At 71.8% G+C, this 15555-nt stretch carries 15 protein-coding genes and 1 pseudogene; 13 read left to right on the top strand and 3 right to left on the bottom strand.

Annotated elements, in window-relative coordinates:
• Window positions 1-103: 103 nt before the first annotated feature.
• Both ASC77_RS15430 and ASC77_RS15425 read left to right on the top strand, forming a co-directional pair.
• The gene (locus ASC77_RS15430) at window positions 104-1270 is read left to right on the top strand and encodes an ROK family transcriptional regulator (RefSeq protein ID WP_235547707.1); all 1167 of its coding nucleotides are present in this window, start codon (window positions 104-106) and stop codon (window positions 1268-1270) included.
• A gap of 124 nt (window positions 1271-1394) precedes the next feature.
• Window positions 1395-3269: a phosphoenolpyruvate carboxykinase (GTP) gene (locus tag ASC77_RS15425; protein WP_235547706.1), complete on the top strand. Its 1875-nt coding sequence runs from the start codon at window positions 1395-1397 to the stop codon at window positions 3267-3269.
• A gap of 82 nt (window positions 3270-3351) precedes the next feature.
• On the opposite strand, the gene ASC77_RS15420 is transcribed toward ASC77_RS15425, so the two are convergent.
• Window positions 3352-3732, bottom strand: a complete 381-nt coding sequence (locus tag ASC77_RS15420; RefSeq protein ID WP_056154778.1) for a DUF4267 domain-containing protein — start codon at window positions 3730-3732, stop codon at window positions 3352-3354.
• Window positions 3663-4457 carry a phosphatase PAP2 family protein gene (locus ASC77_RS15415; RefSeq protein ID WP_056154774.1) on the bottom strand — a complete coding sequence of 265 codons (795 nt, stop codon included), beginning with the start codon at window positions 4455-4457 and terminating at the stop codon, window positions 3663-3665. Before ASC77_RS15415 ends, ASC77_RS15420 begins: the two co-directional genes overlap by 70 nt.
• A 99-nt stretch (window positions 4458-4556) precedes the next feature.
• On the opposite strand from ASC77_RS15415, the pseudogene ASC77_RS27870 reads away from it, so the two are divergent.
• The 6 genes and pseudogenes from ASC77_RS27870 to ASC77_RS15390 form a co-directional block, all read left to right on the top strand.
• Window positions 4557-4721, top strand: a pseudogene (locus ASC77_RS27870) (TetR/AcrR family transcriptional regulator); the annotation flags it as partial.
• A 36-nt stretch (window positions 4722-4757) separates the two neighbouring features.
• On the top strand, window positions 4758-5129 hold the full coding sequence (locus tag ASC77_RS27475) for a hypothetical protein (RefSeq protein WP_056154772.1): 372 nt from the start codon (window positions 4758-4760) through the stop codon (window positions 5127-5129).
• Window positions 5130-5138: 9 nt separating this feature from the next.
• The gene (locus ASC77_RS15405) at window positions 5139-6023 is read left to right on the top strand and encodes an FAD binding domain-containing protein (RefSeq protein WP_056154769.1); all 885 of its coding nucleotides are present in this window, start codon (window positions 5139-5141) and stop codon (window positions 6021-6023) included.
• A complete protein-coding gene (locus ASC77_RS15400; RefSeq protein ID WP_056154766.1) occupies window positions 6023-6493 on the top strand; it encodes a (2Fe-2S)-binding protein in 471 nt (156 codons plus the stop codon). Before ASC77_RS15405 ends, ASC77_RS15400 begins: the two co-directional genes overlap by 1 nt.
• Window positions 6490-8865 (top strand): aerobic carbon-monoxide dehydrogenase large subunit, encoded by a 2376-nt coding sequence (locus ASC77_RS15395; RefSeq protein ID WP_056154763.1) that lies wholly within the window; start codon window positions 6490-6492, stop codon window positions 8863-8865. The genes ASC77_RS15400 and ASC77_RS15395 overlap by 4 nt, the downstream gene beginning before the upstream one ends.
• Before the next feature lie 9 nt (window positions 8866-8874).
• Window positions 8875-9834 (top strand): LysR family transcriptional regulator, encoded by a 960-nt coding sequence (locus ASC77_RS15390; protein WP_056154760.1) that lies wholly within the window; start codon window positions 8875-8877, stop codon window positions 9832-9834.
• A gap of 5 nt (window positions 9835-9839) precedes the next feature.
• Here ASC77_RS15390 and tsaA read toward each other — a convergent pair whose 3' ends face one another.
• The gene (tsaA, locus tag ASC77_RS15385) at window positions 9840-10355 is read right to left on the bottom strand and encodes a tRNA (N6-threonylcarbamoyladenosine(37)-N6)-methyltransferase TrmO (RefSeq protein ID WP_056154757.1); all 516 of its coding nucleotides are present in this window, start codon (window positions 10353-10355) and stop codon (window positions 9840-9842) included.
• Between the two features lie 248 nt (window positions 10356-10603).
• On the opposite strand from tsaA, the gene ASC77_RS15380 reads away from it, so the two are divergent.
• Genes ASC77_RS15380 through ASC77_RS15360 form a run of 5 tightly spaced genes read left to right on the top strand, consistent with a single transcriptional unit; the run spans window position 10604 to window position 15552 of the window.
• Entirely contained in the window at window positions 10604-10843 is a 240-nt protein-coding gene (locus tag ASC77_RS15380) for a hypothetical protein (protein ID WP_056154753.1), read from the top strand.
• Complete coding sequence (locus tag ASC77_RS15375) at window positions 10843-11718, top strand: FAD binding domain-containing protein (RefSeq protein ID WP_056154751.1); 876 nt, start codon at window positions 10843-10845, stop codon at window positions 11716-11718. Before ASC77_RS15380 ends, ASC77_RS15375 begins: the two co-directional genes overlap by 1 nt.
• Window positions 11715-12239, top strand: a complete 525-nt coding sequence (locus ASC77_RS15370) for a (2Fe-2S)-binding protein (protein ID WP_056154746.1) — start codon at window positions 11715-11717, stop codon at window positions 12237-12239. The genes ASC77_RS15375 and ASC77_RS15370 overlap by 4 nt, the downstream gene beginning before the upstream one ends.
• Window positions 12236-14641: an aerobic carbon-monoxide dehydrogenase large subunit gene (locus ASC77_RS15365; protein ID WP_056154744.1), complete on the top strand. Its 2406-nt coding sequence runs from the start codon at window positions 12236-12238 to the stop codon at window positions 14639-14641. The genes ASC77_RS15370 and ASC77_RS15365 overlap by 4 nt, the downstream gene beginning before the upstream one ends.
• Window positions 14638-15552, top strand: coding sequence for an XdhC family protein (locus ASC77_RS15360; protein ID WP_056154741.1), 915 nt, complete (start codon window positions 14638-14640; stop codon window positions 15550-15552). Before ASC77_RS15365 ends, ASC77_RS15360 begins: the two co-directional genes overlap by 4 nt.
• Window positions 15553-15555 lie beyond the last annotated feature (3 nt).

Here is a 15555-nt window from a genome sequence, read left to right as displayed (position 1 = left end):
CGTCAGTTAGTCCGCGTCAAGACATAAAACAGCAACAATCGAGCAGTAATTAGTTTTGATTGTGGAGTAACCAGAACGTGGCGGTGTTGGCTACTCTCTGGCCATGACCGGGTCCCTGGGTGAGCTGCGCGCCGCCAACCGCGACCAGCTGGTCCGGGTCCTGGAGACCAACGGGCCGCTCTCCCGGGCCGACCTGATGCGGCACACCGGCCTCTCCCGCTCGACCGTCTCCAACCTGGTCGCGCAGCTGATCGACGACCACCTCCTCCAGGAGCGCGAGGGCCGGGGCACGCCGCTGAACGGCCGCGGCGGTCGGCCGCCGACGCTGCTCGAGCTCTCCGGCGGCACCGGGATCGTGGTCGGGGTCGACCTCGGGCACCGGCACGTCCGCGCCGCCCTGGCCCGGCCCGACTCGAGCATCGCGCTGGAGCGCTCGTTCGCGCTCGACGTGGACGACTCGCCGGACGCGACCATCGACCGGGTCGCGGCACTCATCGACGAGCTGCTCGCCGAGAACGGCAGCGCCCGCGAGCACGTGCGCGCCGTCGCGATGGGGGTCCCCGGGCCCGTGGACCGCGACGGCCGGATGACCTCCGGGATCCTCCCCTACTGGCGCGGAGCCCGCCCGGTCCACGCGCTGGCCGAGCGGACCGGCTTCACCGCCGTCGTCGACAACGACGCGCACATGGGCGCCCGCGGCGAGCTGGCGTACGGCGCCGCCCGGGGACGCAGGGACGTGATCTACGTGAAGGCCTCGACCGGGATCGGTGCCGGCGTGATCGTCGACGGCCGCCTCGTCGGTGGCTCGACGGGCGAGGCCGGCGAGCTCGGCCACGTCCAGGTCGACGAGAAGGGGATCATGTGTCGCTGCGGCAGCCGCGGCTGCCTCGAGACCGAGGTGTCGATCCCCAAGATGCTCGAGCTGCTCCAGGCCGCCCACGACCAGCCGCTCACCCTCGAGCGGGTCCTGGTCCTGGCGGAGGAGGGCGATGCCGGGGTCAACCGCGCGCTGAGCGATGCGGGCCGACGGATCGGGCGCGTCCTCGCCGACCTCTGCACGATGCTCAACCCCGAGCGGATCGTGATGGGTGGTGACATCGGCTCCGCCAGCGCCACGATCGCGGGCATCCGGGAGTCGCTCGACCGCCACGCGCAGCCCAACTCCGCGGCCGCCGCGGACGTCGTGCGGGGCGAGCTCGGCGTACGCGCCGAGCTGATGGGAGCGATCGCCGTGGCCCTCGCCGCGAGCTCGCCGACCGCCCGTCGCTGAGCCCCGCGAAGACCCGTTCCGGACCCCGGTACTTAAGCCCTCCGAAGACGAAAGCACAGTGTGCATTGGGATCTGGGCACTTCGGCCCTACCCGACGGCTACGGTTCCTCGAATTGTGGGTACCGTGCCCAGCACCGCCGGACGGATCGAGAGGCTTGCGACGAACATGGTCGACGTGAACAGCGCGCTGGACGAGGCAGGGCTCACCAACCCTCGCGTGCGGGAGTACGTGGCCCACTGGGCCGCGATCACCCGACCCGACCGGGTCGAGGTCGTCAGCGCCGCCGACGACGCGCGCCTGCTCCAGGAGGCCGTCGACGCGGGCGAGCTGCTGCCCGCCGGCGAGGGCCGCTACTACTCGCGCAGCTACCACAAGGACACCGCCCGCTCCGAGGAGCGCACCGTCGTCGCGACCAGCAAGGAGGACGACCGGGGCGTCTACAACAACTGGAAGCCCGCGGCCGAGATGACCGAGCTGCTCACCGAGCGGATGACCGGTGCGTCCGCCGGCAAGACGATGTACGTCATCCCCTACCTGATGGCGCCCCCGGGATCTCCGCTCGAGGCGTACGCCGCGGGCGTCGAGCTCACCGACAGCCGCCCGGTCGTGCTGCACATGATCCGGATGTCGCGCGTGGCCGCGTCGTACGTCAACGACCTCGAGGACCCCGACAGCTTCGTGCGCGCGGTGCACGTCACCGGCGACCTGGAGAACCTCGGCCAGGGCACCCCCGATGACCAGCGCTACTTCGCGACCGTCGCCGACGAACGGACGATCCTGCACTTTGGCTCGTCGTACGGCGGCAACGCGCTGCTCGGCAAGATCGCGCACGGCCTGCGACAGGCCTGCTACGACGGTCGCGCGTCGGGCGTCTTCCTGGCGGAGCAGTTCATGCTGCTCGGCATCACCGACAAGGAGACCGGCCAGCGCTGGCACATCTGCGGCGGCTTCCCGAGCGCGTCGGGCAAGACCAACCTCGCGATGACGCTGGCGCCGGACGCGCTCGGCGACCGCTACCACGTGGAGTTCTACGGCGACGACATCGCCTGGCTGTGGGTCGGCGACGACGGCCGCGTCTACGGGATGAACCCGGAGTTCGGTGTCTTCGGCGTCGCCAAGGACACCAACGAGAAGACCAACCCGGGCGCTCTCGAGTCGATCCGCGAGGGCACCGGGGTCATCTTCACCAACGTCGCCTACAACCCCCGGACCCAGGAGGTCTGGTGGGAGGGCATGACGAAGAACCCGCCCGAGGACGTCACCGACTGGCAGGACTGGAAGGGCGAGCTGATCTCGGAGCGCGCCGCCGACGACACGTCGCCGTGGGCGCACCCCAACAGCCGCTTCACGACGACGCTGGCCAACGTGCCCAACGTCGCCGGTGACTTCCAGGCGCCCGCCGGCGTCCCGATCGACGCGATCATCTTCGGCGGCCGCACCAGCGACCGCGAGCCGCTGGTCCGCGCGATCACCGACCTCGCCGAGGGCGTCTACGACGGCCTGACGCTCGGCGCGGAGGCGACGTTCGCCGCCGAGGGCGTCGACGGCCAGCTGCGCTACGACCCGATGTCGATGCGGCCCTTCATGGCGTACGGCGAGGGCGACTACGCCGCGCACTGGCTGAAGATCATCGGCTCGGCCACCGAGCAGCCGATCTTCGCGCACGTCAACTGGTTCCAGCGCGGCGACGACGGCCACTTCCGCTGGCCCGGCTACCGCGACAACCTGCGGGCGCTGCTGTGGCTCGTGCGGTTCAAGGACGGCGACGTCAAGGGCCGCCAGACCCCGGTGGGTGTGCTCCCGACCGTCGAGGAGCTCGAGCTCGAGGGCGTCGAGATCACCCCCGAGGACCTCGAGATCGTCCTGTCGATCGACAACGAGCGGTGGCGCCAGGAGATGGGCTTCCGCGAGGCGCACCTCAAGGGCTTCGACCGCGTCCCCGAGGAGATCTGGGAGGCGCACCGCCGGGTCGCCGCCGCCCTCGACGCCGAGGCCTGAACCCGCCGTACCGCTTGTAACGCCGGGTTGTCTGCTCTTCCCAGGGTGTTGCAACCTGGTGGGAACAGTGGCTAACCCGGCGTTACAGCTGACGCCGGGGCCGAGCCGCACCCCAGAGGCCGACCCCGATGCCGACCACGGCACCGCCGAGGCCGATCGCCTTCTGGGACGCCGACATCTGGTCGTGGACGGCGAGCCCGCCGAGCAGGTCGGACGCGTCGACGCCCCCCGAGGCCAGGAACCAGCGGCGGGTGTCGCGACCACGGATCGCGGTCACGACGAGCGCGCCGCCGATGAGCGCGTCGCGGTAGCCCATCGAGCGCAGCAGCAGGCGCGTGGTCGGGTCAGGCTCGGAGCGGTCGCCCCAGAAGCGGTTGGCCTTGATCGGCGAGATCAGGAACGAGACGCCCGAGGCGAGGCGGATGGAGCCGGCGAGGAGGGCGGCTCGGTCGACGTTCGGCATGCCCGGACGCTAGTGGCCGGGCGCGTGAGCCACAACGCCCCGAGCACCAGAGCAGCGCCGGCGATGCCGTCGAGCCAGTAGTGGTTGGCCGTGCTGACGACGACGAAGAGCGTCGCGAGCGGGTGCAGCAGCCACAGCCAGCGCCACCGGGTCCGGCACGCGGCGATCAGCACGACGGCGATCAGCAGTGCCCAGCCGACGTGCAGGCTCGGCATCGCGGCGTACTCGTTGGACATGCTGCCGAGCACCGGCGCCTGGTAGATCGAGATCCCGCCCGCGTGCCCGGTGTCGACCATGCCGAGCGAGGTCAGCAGCCGCGGCGGCGTCACCGGGAGCAGCACGGTGAAGACCAGGGCGACGGCGGTGGCGCCGAGCAGTGCCCGCTTCGCCCAGTGGTACGTCGGGCGCCGGTAGCGGTAGAGCCAGACCAGCACGGCGATCGTGAGCGGGAAGTGGACCGACACGTAGTAGCGGTTGGCCGCCTCGACCAGCCAGTCGTGACCCAGGGCCCAGGTCTGGAGGGTGGCCTCGGTCGGCAGCCGGAGCCAGCGCTCGACCCGGACGACGTCGTGCGCGTGTGCGTCGGACCGGCCCAGCTCCTGGGTCGCGAGCAGGCGGCCGAGGTTGTAGACCAGGAACGCGCCGAGGACCTGGGCCAGCTCGACCAGTCCGGCCGGGCGGACGGTACGACGGGACGCAGCGGGCGCGACCGTGCTCACCGCCATCGTCCGGACCGTCCTTCCCAGATCTCTTACAACTGTAAGATAGTGCAGGGGCGGCAACGAGCCGCCCACGGGGTATGACTCGGAGGAGGGGCGAAGGTCATCGCAGATACCGCAGACCCGCGGGCGACCCGCAGTCGCACGCAGCTGACCGACGCCCTCGGCGACCTGCTGCGCTGCCAGGACGCGGGCGCGATCTCGGTCTCCGCGCTGTGCGCGGCCGCGGGCGTCAGCCGGCCGACCTTCTACCAGCACTTCGCCACCATCGACGAGGTCGCGGTCGCCAGCGTCGAGCGCCGCTTCGTGCGCCTGCGCGCGGAGCTGCCGGACGGCCCGGACGCGCCGTACCGGCTGCTCGTCGCCTTCCTCGCCGAGCTCGACGCCGAGCGCGGGGCCTGGCAGCGCACCCTCGGGGGCCGGACCGCCCTGGTCGCGACCCGGGATGCCGTCGAGACCTGGTTCGCCGAGCGGCTCGCCGAGAAGGCGCCGCAGGCCGGAGCGACCGTGGTCCGCTACGCGGCTGCGGGCTTCCTCGGCGTCGTGCGGGCCTGGCTGCTGACGCCGGACGGCCCGGAGCGACCGGGCGCGCCGGAGCTGGCCGAGCAGCTCGTGGAGGTGTCGACGCGGGTGCTCGGCCCCGCCGAACCCTGCGCGGCCGACGGCGCGGGCTCGTAGCATCGGGCCGTGCAGGTCCCGGCCCCGATCGAGTACGAGCGCGCGACCAGCGTCGACCACGCCATCGGCCTGCTCGAGCGCCTGGGCGAGGAGGCCCGCCTGATCGCCGGCGGGCACAGCCTGCTGCCGATGATGAAGCTGCGGCTCGCCAACCCCGAGTACCTCGTCGACATCAACGACCTGCACGACGAGCTCAGCTACGTCCGGGTGGGCCCGACCGAGGTGCGGATCGGGGCGATGACCCGGCACCGCGAGCTGCTCGAGTCCGACGAGCTCGCGGCCGTCTGCCCGATCTTCCGCGACGCGGAGCGGGTGATCGCCGACCCGCCGGTCCGCAACCGGGGCACGCTCGGCGGCGCGCTCTGCCAGGCCGACCCGTCCGAGGACCTGTCGTCGGTGTGCACCACCCTCGACGCCAGCTGCGTGATCCGCGGGACCGGGGGCGAGCGGCTGGTGTCCATGGACGACTTCCACGTCGGGCCCTACGAGACCGTCGTCGGCCATGCCGAGATGCTCATCGAGGTCCGCATCCCGGTCCGGCCACGCGGCAGCAGCGCCTACGCCAAGGTCGACCGAAGGGCGGGGGACTGGGCAGTCACGGCGGCCGGGGCAGCCATCTGGCTCGACGACCACGACGCGATCGCGGACGCCCGGGTCGGGCTCGCCGCGGTGGGTCCCAACACCACCGGTATCCCCGAGGTGTCGGAGGCGCTGCGTGGGCGGAGGCCGTCGGAGGAGGCGTGGGAGCTGGCCGGCTCGATCGCCGCCGCCCAGTGCCGCCCGGTCACCGACAGCCGGGGCTCCGCCGACTACAAGCGCCACCTCGCGGGCGAGCTGACCCGCCGTACCCTCCGCACCGCGTGGGAGCGCGCCAGCGCGGAAGGCGCCGCCTGATGGAGATCACGCTGACCGTCAACGGCGAGCAGGTCACCCGCGACGTCGAGGCCCGGCTGCTGCTGGTGCACTTCCTGCGCGACGAGCTCGGCCTCACGGGCACGCACTGGGGCTGCGACACCAGCAACTGCGGCACCTGCGTCGTCCTGTACGACGACGAGCCGGTCAAGTCCTGCACGGTGCTCGCTGCGATGGCCGCCGGTCACGACGTACGCACCGTCGAGGACCTCGAGTACGACGGCGTCCTCGACCCGGTGCAGCAGGGATTCATGGAGTGCCACGGGCTGCAGTGCGGCTTCTGCACCTCCGGGATGCTGATGTCGGCGCGGGCCCTGCTCGACCGCGATCCCGACCCGGACGAGCACACGATCCGGGAGGCGATCTCCGGCCAGATCTGCCGGTGCACCGGCTATGCGTCGATCGTGCGCTCGATCCAGTGGGCGGCCGCGCACCCGGAGGGCAAGCAGTGAGCGCCCAGGAGTTCGTCGACAACGACCAGCGCCCGCTGGGTCACGGCCGGATGCTGCGCAAGGAGGACCGGCGGTTCGTGCGCGGGCGCGGCACGTACGTCGACGACCTCCAGCTGCCCGGGATGCTGCACCTCGCCGTCCTGCGCTCTCCCGTCGCGCACGCCCGGATCGTGTCCGTCGACACCCTCGCCGCCGAGGCGCACCCCAAGGTCAAGGCCGTCGTCACCGGCGCCATGCTCGCCGAGCGTGGGCTGGCCTGGATGCCGACCCTCTCCGGCGACGTGCAGGCGGTGCTGGCCACCGACAAGGTCCGCTTCCAGGGCCAGGAGGTGGCGTTCGTCGTCGCCGAGGACCGCTACTCCGCGCGCGACGCGCTCGAGCTGATCGACGTCGAGTACGACGTGCTCGAGCCCGTCGTCGACGTACGCCGTGCGCTCGAGCCCGACGCCCCGCTGATCCGCGACGACGTCGACGGCAAGCGCGACAACCACTGCTTCGACTGGGAGACGGGCGACGAGGCCGCCACCGCCGCGGTCTTCGACCGCGCCGAGGTCGTGGTGCGCCAGGAGCTGGTCTTCCCGCGCGTGCACCCGGCGCCGATGGAGACCTGCGGCGCGATCGCCGACTACGACCGGGTCGACGACAAGCTGACGCTCTGGGCCACGACGCAGGCACCGCACGCGCACCGCACCCTGCTCTCGATGTTCGCCGGGATCGCCGAGCACCGGATCCGGGTGATCTCGCCCGACATCGGCGGCGGCTTCGGCAACAAGGTGCCGATCTACCCGGGCTACGTCTGCGCGATCGTCGGCTCGATGATGACCGGCCGGCCGGTGAAGTGGACCGAGGACCGCACCGAGAACCTGGTCGCCTCCGGCTTCGCCCGCGACTACGTGATGCAGGGCGAGATCGCCGCGACCCGGGACGGGCGGATCCTCGCGCTGCGCAGCCACGTGCTCGCCGACCACGGCGCGTTCAACGGGACGGCGGCGCCGCGGAAGTTCCCCGGCGGGTTCTTCGGCGTCTTCACCGGCAGCTACGACATCGACGCGGCGTACTGCTCGATGACGGCGGTGCACACCAACAAGGCGCCGGGCGGGGTGGCGTACGCCTGCTCCTTCCGGATCGCGGAGGCGGTCTACCTGGTCGAGCGGATGGTCGACCTGCTGGCCGCCGAGCTCGGTCGTGACCCGGTGGACCTCCGGATGCAGAACTTCATCCGGCCCGAGCAGTTCCCCTACACGAGCCGCACCGGCTGGGTCTACGACTCCGGCGACTACCCGGCGGCGATGAACGAGGCGCTGCGGATCGCGGGGTACGACGAGCTGCGCGCCGAGCAGGCGGACAAGAGGTCGCGTGGCGAGCTCATGGGGATCGGGGTCTCCTTCTTCACCGAGGCCGTAGGCGCCGGGCCGCGCAAGGACATGGACATGCTCGGGCTCGGGATGGCGGACGGCTGCGAGCTGCGGGTGCACCCGACCGGGTCGGCGGTGATCCGGCTGGCGGTGCAGACCCAGGGGCAGGGGCACGAGACGACGTTCGCCCAGATCGTCGGCGAGGAGCTGGGCATCCACCCCGACGACGTCGACGTCGTGCACGGCGACACCGACAACACGCCGTACGGGCTGGGCACCTACGGCTCCCGCTCGACGCCGGTGTCGGGTGCCGCGGCGGTGCTGGCGGCGCGACGGGTGCGGGACAAGGCGCGGCTGATCGCGGCCGGGATGCTCGAGGTCGCGCCCGAGGACCTCGAGTGGACCAAGGGGCGCTTCGACGTGCGCGGCGTGCCCGGCGTGGGAGTGACGATCCAGGAGGTCGCGATGCGCGCCCACGGCGCCGGCGACCTGCCCGAGGGCGTCGAGGGCGGGCTGGACGCGCAGATCTCCTACAACCCGGACAACCTGACCTATCCGTTCGGCGCCTACATCTGCGTCGTCGACATCGATCCCGGGACGGCGGCGGTGAAGGTGCGCCGCTTCATCGCCGTCGACGACTGCGGCACCCGGATCAACGAGATGATCGTGGAGGGGCAGATCCACGGTGGTCTGACCGACGGGATCGGGATGGCGCTGATGGAGTTCATCGGCTTCGACGAGCACGGCAACTGCCTCGGCGGCTCGCTGATGGACTACCTCATCCCGACCGCCCTCGAGGTACCCGACTGGGAGTGCGGCACGACCGTCACGCCGTCGCCGCACCACCCGATCGGTGCCAAGGGCGTCGGGGAGTCGGCGACGGTCGGCTCGCCGCCGGCGGTCGTCAACGCGGTCGTCGACGCGCTCGCGCCGTACGGCGTCCGGCACGCCGACATGCCGCTCACCCCGTCCCGCGTGTGGGAGGCGATGCAGGGCCGTGCGACTGCTCCCTTCTGAGGTCTCCATATGACCCCCACCCAGCTGCGTGCGTTCGCGTCCGTGGTCCGGCTCGGGTCGGTCAAGGCCGCCGCCGCGGAGATCGGCGTCACCGAGGCGGCGGTCTCGCTGCACGTCGGCCAGCTGCGCAAGGAGCTCGGCGACCAGCTCTTCAACCGGACGTCGTCCGGTCTGGCGTTCACGCCCGGTGGGCTGCGGCTGGCCAGTCGGGCGGTCGAGCTGCTCGGCCTCCAGGACCGCACCGTGCTGGAGGTGCGCGAGGCGGGCGCCGGCCGACGGATGCTGCGGCTGGCGACGACGTCGCTCTTCGCGGAGTACGCCGCACCCGGGCTGATCGGGATCTTCGCCGACCGGGCCAAGGACCTCGACGTCGAGCTCAGCGTGCACCGGGCCCGGGACTTCGAGTCGATGCTGCTCACCCGGACCGTGGACGCGACGGTCGGCCCGCGGCCGGCGACGAGCGACCCGGGAGTGACGAGCACCCTCTTCCTGAACTACCAGATCCTCGGCGTCGTCGCGCCCGACCACCCGCTCACCCGCACCGGCCAGCCCGGCGCCGCGCTGCTGCGCGACCAGACCTGGCTGCTCGGCCCGTCGGCCGCCGACGACTCGGGCGTGATCCCCGGGATGCTGCACCGGATCGGCGTACCCGAGGACCGCCAGCAGATCTTCCAGAGCCACGCGGCCGCGGTCGAGGAGGCCAAGCGCGGCGGGGGGATCAGCCTGGCCGTGGCGTTCGCCGTCGCCCAGGACCTCGCCGCCGGCACCCTCGCCCGGGTGCCCGGCCGGGCCCTCCAGGGCCAGGGCACCTGGAACATCTCGATCCTGGCCGGCGACCGCGCGACGCCGGCCGCCGAGGAGATGGCCCGCTTCGTCACGACCCCGCGCGCGACCCAGGCGATGCTGCGCGGCCGCGGTGTCACGCACGGCCGGTTCAAGCCGGCCGTGCACGTGACGCTCTGGAGCTAGCGCCGTCAGGGCGGGCCGACGTCGCTCGGCCGGATGCCGTCGCGCAGCTCGACCTCGTCGAACCACCCGCCGCTGAGCGGTGGGTCCGGGGTGTCGGCGTCGGGGAAGAACGGCTTGAGGTCGAGGACCGGCGTGCCGTCGAGGAGGTCGACGCCGACGACGTGCACCTGGGCGCCCTCGACCGAGCGGATCCGCACCAGGGACAGGCCGATCGCGTTCGGCCGTCGGGGCGCGCGGGTCGCGAAGACGCCGAGCTCGCGCCCGGTGCCGCGCAGCAGGAACGGCACCAGGCGCAGCGGCGCCGGCCGGGTCGCCGGCTCGGCGCCGTCGTGCGGCCGGTGCAGCCAGGTCACCAGCCAGACGTGCGAGAAGCCGGCCAGTCCGTCGAGCCCGGCGGCGTACTCCGGCGCGATCTCGACGACGGCGTCCTGGCCGCGGTTGAGCGCCGCCTGGACGGGGGTGTCCTCGGCGCGGGTGTACGGCGTGCGTACGACGCCGACGGGGGTGAAGGTCGCGTCCACCTGTTCATCATGACGCGCCTTGCGGGTTTCACCGGCTGGCCGCCAGAACCCGCGGACCTGTCAGCCAAGACCCGGAGGACGCGCCGCCGGCCCGCGGCGTGTCGTGCGGGTTTCGGCGGCTGACCGGTGAAACCCGCAGACCCGCCGTCCCCCACCTAAGGGTTCTCTTGATCCGCTGTTGCGGGGGACTGTGACGGGGAGCACAGTGATTCTCGACCCGAGGTGGACCCGAGGTTGAGGAGGCGCGCGTGCCGATCGAGTCGGACGGACACAGCCGCGGCAACCCGCGCATGTACGAGCTGATCGAGAACGCCCCGAAGGAGGGCGCGAGCCCGACGGTGTTCGCGTTCCCGCAGCTCGTGGAGTTCATGAAGGTCGCGAGCCAGCCGGTGCAGGGCCCGTGGCCGCCGCACCAGCAGCCGCGCCCGGACCCGACCGAGATCGAGTCGCTGCCGGTGGCGATCCCCGACCCCGGGGAGGGGAGCTGATGTACCCGTCCCGCTTCGCGTACGAAGCACCCAGCAGCCTCGACGAGGCGATCGGCCTGCTCCACCAGGGGGCCGGTGAGGCGAAGGTGCTGGCCGGCGGCCAGAGCCTGGTGCCGCTGATCAAGCTCCGGTTCGCGTCACCCGAGCTGCTCGTCGACATCAACCGGCTGCCCGGGCTCGACACGCTGGACGTCGCGGCCGACGGCAGCATCCGGGTCGGCGCGCTGGTGCGCCACCGCGACCTCGAGAGGTCGACCGACCTGGCCCGCGTGCAGCCGGTGATGGCCGCGGCGGCGCCGCTCATCGCGGACCCGATCGTGCGCACCCGGGGCACGCTCGTCGGCTCGCTGTGCCACGCCGATCCCCAGGGGGACTGGGCGGCGGCGGTCACGGCGGTCGGCGGACACGTGGTGGCGCAGGGCCCCGGCGGGCGCCGCACGATCCCGATCGCCGACTTCGTCACCGGGCCGTTCCAGAACGTCCTGGCGTACGACGAGGTGGCGGTCGAGGCCGTGATCCCGGCGCCGACCGGGCAGGTCGCCGGCGGCTTCCTCAAGCTGGAGCGCAGGGTCGGCGACTTCGCCACCGCCGGCACGGCGGTCGCGCTCGAGCTGACGGGCGACCGGGTGAGCAGGGCGGGCATCGCCCTGACCGGGGTGGGCAGCCGGACCATCGACGCCCGGGCTGCTGCCGACTCGCTGATCGGGCAGGTGCTCAGCGCGCAGGCGATCGCCCAGGCCGCCGACCTCGCCGCCGAGGCGGCCCAGCCGAACTCGGACCACCGCGGCAGCGCGGCGTACAAGCGGCACGTGATCCACACGTTCGTGACCCGCATCCTCACCCGGATCACCACCACCAGTGAGAGGGCAGCATGACGAGCCTGTTCGAAGAGATCCCGCAGGCGGCCGCCGAGGGCGTCCCGGTCCGGCGGGTGACGATCTCCGTCAACGGCCAGCCGCGCACCGCCGACGTCGAGCCACGGCTGCTGCTGGCCCACCTGCTGCGCCAGGGCTTCAAGCTGACCGGCACCCACACCGGCTGCGACACCACCAACTGCGGTGCGTGCACGGTGCTCGTCGACGACCTGCCGGTGAAGAGCTGCACGATGCTGGCCGTCCAGGCCGACGGCCACGAGGTGACCACGGTCGAGGGGCTGGCCGGGCCGAGCTCGCTGCACCCGCTGCAGGAGGGCTTCAAGGACGAGCACGGTCTCCAGTGCGGCTTCTGCACGCCGGGCATGATGCTGGCCGCCAAGGCGCTGCTCGCCGAGAACCCGGACCCCACCGAGGACGAGGTCCGGTTCGGGCTGTCCGGCAACCTGTGTCGCTGCACGGGCTACCAGAACATCGTGAAGGCGGTCCTCGCGGCCGCCGCGACGATGCGGGGTGAGGCATGACGGTCACCGAGCCCACCAGCCGTGCGCTGGACGAGATCAAGATCGGCGGTATGGGCGCGAGCCGCAAGCGCGTCGAGGACAACCGCTTCATCCGCGGCCGGGGTCACTACGTCGACGACGTCGTGCTGCCCGGGATGCTGCACATGGAGATCCTGCGCAGCCCGCTCGCGCACGCCCGGATCAAGTCGATCGACGCCAGCGCGGCCTGGGACATCCCCGGCGTACGCCTGGTGCTGACCGGCGAGATGATGGCGACCCGCAACCTCGCGTGGATGCCGACGCTGAGCTACGACACCCAGGCGGTGCTGGCCACCGACAAGGTCCGCTTCCAGGGCCAGGAGGTCGCGTGCGTCATCGCCGACGACCCCTACATCGCCAAGGACGCGTGCGAGGCGATCGTCGTCGACTACGAGCCGCTGCCGGTGATCGTGAACCCGACCCAGGCGCTCGCCCCCGACGCTCCGATCATCCGGGACGACAAGCAGAACCAGCCCGACAACGTCTGCTTCAACTGGGAGGTCGGCGATCGCGATCGCACCGACCAGGCCTTCGCCGACGCCGACGTGGTCTCGAAGATCCAGCTGCACTACCCGCGCTCGCACCCGTCGCCGCTGGAGACCTGCGGCTCGGTGGCCGACTTCGACCGGGCGACCGGCAAGCTCACCGTCTACATGACGACGCAGGCCCCGCACATCGTGCGCGCCGCCGTCGCGCTGATCGCCGAGCTCCCCGAGCACCTGATCCGGATCGTCTCGCCCGACCTGGGCGGCGGCTTCGGCAACAAGGTGCCGGTCTACCCCGGCTACGTGATGTCGATCCTCGCCTCGATCCTCACCGAGCGGCCGGTGAAGTGGATCGAGGACCGCACCGGCAACCTCATCTCCACCGGCTTCGGGCGCGACGTCTACCTCGAGGGGGAGATGGCGCTGCGCAAGGACGGCAGGATCCTGGGCATCCGGATGCACACCGACTCCGACCACGGGGCGTTCTTCGGCGACGCCCAGCCCAGCAAGTTCAAGATCGGCCTGCTGCACTCGGCGTTCGCCTGCTACGACATCCCGACCGCGCACCTGACGGCGCGCGGCGTCTATACCAACAAGGCGCCCGGCGGCGTCGCCTACCGGTGCTCCTTCCGGGTCACCGAGGCGATGTTCTTCCAGGAGCGGATGGTGCAGGCCGCGGCCGACGACCTGGGCATGGACCAGGCGGAGTTCCGGCGGATCAACTTCGTGCGCGACGACGACTTCCCGCACCGGACGCCGTTCGGCTTCCTCACCGACTCCGGGCAGTACGAGAAGTGCCTGCAGGTCGGTCTCGACGCCATCGACTACCCGGGCTTCCTCAAGGAGAAGGAGGAGGCGGCCAAGAACGGCCGGCTCCTCGGCATCGGCATCTCGTGCATGACCGAGCCGCTCGGCGCCGGCAACAGCCGCGAGTACGACATCCTCGGCATCAAGATGTTCGACTCCGCCGAGCTGCGGGTGCACATGACCGGCAAGGCGATCCTGCGCACCGGCGCGAAGACGCAGGGCCAGGGTCACGAGACGACCTGGGCGCAGATCGTCGCCCACGAGCTCGGCCTGCCCGCCGACGACATCGTCGTCGAGGAGGGCGACACCGACACCGCGCCGTTCGGCATGGGCACCTACGCCTCGAGAAGTACGCCGGTCGCGGGTGCTGCGATCGCGATGGCGGCGCGCAAGGTGAAGGCCAAGGCGCGCAAGCTCGCCGCCCACCTGCTGGAGGTCTCGGAGGAGGACGTCGAGTGGGAGCTCGGCCGGTTCTACGTCCGGTCCGCGCCCGACCGTGGGGTCACGATCCAGGAGTGCGCGATGGCGGCGTACTCCAACATGCCCGACGGCCTCGAGCCCGGCCTGGAGGCCAACGCCTACTACGACCCGCCCAACCTCACCTGGCCGTTCGGCTGCTACATCGCCACCGTCGAGATCGACCCGGTGACCGGGGTGTGGGACGTGCTGCGGTTCGTGGCGGTCGACGACTGCGGGGTGCGGATCAACCCGATGATCGTCGAGGGCCAGATCATGGGCGGCCTCACCGAGGCCTACGCGATGGCCAGCATGCAGTTCATCACCTTCGACGAGGAGGGCAACTGCATCGGCTCCAACTTCATGGACTACCTGCTGCCCACCGCCTGGGAGACCCCCGGCTGGGAGCTGCACGAGGTCGTGACCCCCTGCCCGCACCACCCGATCGGCGCGAAGGGCGTCGGCGAGTGCGCGACCGTGGGCGGACCGGCCGCCTTCGTCAACGCCGTCATGGACGCCCTCAAGGGCCACGGCGTCCGCAACGTCGACATGCCGCTGCTGCCCGACCGGGTCTACGAGGCCATCACCGAGCGCCACGACGTGTCCGGCGCACCACCGATCAGGACCGACCGATGACTCAGGTCGGACTCGACGAGGTCGCCCTCGGCCTGGAGCGCCGGGGGATCGAGTACGCCGTCGCCACGGTCGTCTGGCGCCAGGCGCCGTCGTCCGGGCAGATCGGCTCGCGCGCGATCGTCACCGCCGACGGTGAGCTGCACGGCTGGATCGGCGGCGCCTGCGCCGAGCCGACCGTCATCCGCGAGGCGCAGCGGGTGATCCGCGCGGGCGAGTCCAAGCTGCTCTTCCTGGGCGCGAGCGACGAGCTGGTGCTGCCCGAGGGGATGACCGCGATCCCGATGTCCTGCCAGAGCGAGGGTGCCTTGCAGATCTACGTCGAGCCCGTCCTGCCACCCGTCCACCTCGTCGTCGTCGGCCACTCGCCGATGACGCAGACGCTGACCGACCTCGCCCTGACGCTCGGCTGGCGGGCCGAGCGCGTCGACGGCTCCGACTTCGTCGGCGCCCCCGTCGACCACCGGTCCGTCGTCGTGGTGGCCACGCAGGGGCACAACGACGAGGACGTCGTGCAGCACGCGGCCGCGTCGATGCCGGCGTACGTCGGCCTGGTGGCCTCCCGCAAGCGCGGTGAGGCCGTGCTCGGCTACCTCGCCGAGCGCTCCGTGCCGCAGCACCTGCTCGACCGGGTGCACACGCCGGTCGGTCTCGACCTCGGCCGCACCACGCACCAGGAGATCGCGGTCTCGATCCTCGCCGAGCTGGTCCAGGCACGCGCCGCCGGAGGGTTCGCGGTCGAAGGGGTGGGCAGGTCGCTGCCGCTCGTCCAGACCGCCGAGGTGCTCGACCCGGTGTGCGGCATGACGGTGGCCGCCGACGACGCGCACTTCCCGGCCGAGGTCGACGGCGCGACATACCACTTCTGCTGCGTCGGCTGCCACGACGCCTTCCTCGCCAGGACGGGAGCCTGACCG

It is taken from the genome of Nocardioides sp. Root1257, assembly GCF_001425175.1.
Taxonomy (GTDB): Bacteria; Actinomycetota; Actinomycetes; order Propionibacteriales; family Nocardioidaceae; genus Nocardioides.
Note: the sequence above shows the minus strand (reverse complement) of the source record. Positions and strands in the feature narration are given on the sequence as shown.

Excerpts from the sequence above, each read along its gene's own strand:
- ASC77_RS15415 (WP_056154774.1), bottom strand. The coding sequence starts at position 4,457 with ATGGCGGTGAGCACGGTCGCGCCCGCTGCGTCCCGTCGTACCGTCCGC.
- ASC77_RS15360 (WP_056154741.1), top strand. The coding sequence starts at position 14,638 with ATGACTCAGGTCGGACTCGACGAGGTCGCCCTCGGCCTGGAGCGCCGG.
- ASC77_RS15390 (WP_056154760.1), top strand. The coding sequence starts at position 8,875 with ATGACCCCCACCCAGCTGCGTGCGTTCGCGTCCGTGGTCCGGCTCGGG.
- ASC77_RS15365 (WP_056154744.1), top strand. The coding sequence starts at position 12,236 with ATGACGGTCACCGAGCCCACCAGCCGTGCGCTGGACGAGATCAAGATC.
- ASC77_RS15375 (WP_056154751.1), top strand. The coding sequence starts at position 10,843 with ATGTACCCGTCCCGCTTCGCGTACGAAGCACCCAGCAGCCTCGACGAG.
- ASC77_RS15370 (WP_056154746.1), top strand. The coding sequence starts at position 11,715 with ATGACGAGCCTGTTCGAAGAGATCCCGCAGGCGGCCGCCGAGGGCGTC.
- ASC77_RS15420 (WP_056154778.1), bottom strand. The coding sequence starts at position 3,732 with ATGCCGAACGTCGACCGAGCCGCCCTCCTCGCCGGCTCCATCCGCCTC.
- ASC77_RS15430 (WP_235547707.1), top strand. The coding sequence starts at position 104 with ATGACCGGGTCCCTGGGTGAGCTGCGCGCCGCCAACCGCGACCAGCTG.
- ASC77_RS15400 (WP_056154766.1), top strand. The coding sequence starts at position 6,023 with ATGGAGATCACGCTGACCGTCAACGGCGAGCAGGTCACCCGCGACGTC.